This window comes from Amphritea opalescens, from assembly GCF_003957515.1.
GTDB classification, from domain to species: Bacteria; Pseudomonadota; Gammaproteobacteria; order Pseudomonadales; family Balneatricaceae; genus Amphritea; species Amphritea opalescens.
Map to the genome: position 1 here is coordinate 1 of NZ_RQXW01000042.1, position 1,098 is coordinate 1,098.

Genomic DNA, 1,098 nt, shown 5'->3' on the forward strand with positions numbered 1-1,098 from the left:
GGCTCCTTGTATGTTTAGTCTCAACGATTATTTATCATTGGTAATCGTTTCTGGGGAAGCCGCCCGCTCCTTGAAGCAGTTTTTCTGACTTCGTGTGTAGAGGGGCTCCCCACCTCATTGCTTAGTTCGAAGAGTATCATGAAGCTAGTACTAGACTTCGCATCACAAGGTTGAATCAGCATAAAGTGCGAGGTTGGGGAACCAGAAATTATTTTAGCAATTCAACATTATGGAGTCAGCTTGTGAGTACTTTTTCCGGTATTGATATCAGCGCCAGATCATTTGATCTTGTCATTAAAAATGAAGGCACTATTGGTAAAGCACAAACATTCAAACAGCATCCTGACGATTTTGAACGAGCAGCTAAAATCCTGAAGAAGAAAAAGGTAATGCTTGTTGTGATGGAAGCGACTGGGGTTTATCACTTAGATTTAGCTGTTTATCTGGTGAGGGCGGGTATTACGGTTGCGGTGATTAATCCATTGAGCAGCAAACGATTTGCTGAGTTGAAATTATCACAAATTAAGACAGACGCGGCTGATGCAGCCTTGTTAGCTGAGTATGCCGAAGTTATGAAGCCTGAACCTTGGATCCCCCCAAAAGCAGAGTACATGATGCTTAAAGATATAGGGCGGCAGATCAATCGCTTAACAAAAGATAAAGTAAAGGCCAAGAATCGGTTGCACGCGTTGCAATCTAAAAGCAGCCCTACCGTCCTGATCGAAGACTTGGAAGAGAGCATTTCCCTTTATGGGCGCCGTATTGATCGTCTATCTCAAGCAGCCTTAGAGCTTATCTTGGCTGATTCAAAACTGGCTCTTGTGTTTGAATGCATGATTGAGGCCAAAGGAATTGGTCAGAGCAGTGCTATCGCCATTCTTGCAGAATTTGTTGTACTGCCCAAAGATATGAAAGCTAAGCAGGTAACCCGCTACTGCGGCCTGGATATAAGGGTTCATCAATCGGGAACCAGTGTAAAAGGAGGTTCTCGTATCAGTAAGGCGGGAAATGCATACTTAAGATCAGCACTTTATATGCCGGCATTGTCAGCAGCCCGTCACGATGAGAATGCTCGTGAATTTAGAGAGCGACTGGTTG

The 1,098-nt window shown here is 44.2% G+C and carries 1 protein-coding gene; it reads left to right on the forward strand.

Features of this window, described 5'->3' with window-relative positions; genetic code table 11:
- Nucleotides 1-242: 242 nt before the first annotated feature.
- The coding region (locus tag EH243_RS18455; protein ID WP_126160126.1) for an IS110 family RNA-guided transposase at nucleotides 243-1,098 on the forward strand (856 nt) is incomplete at its 3' end.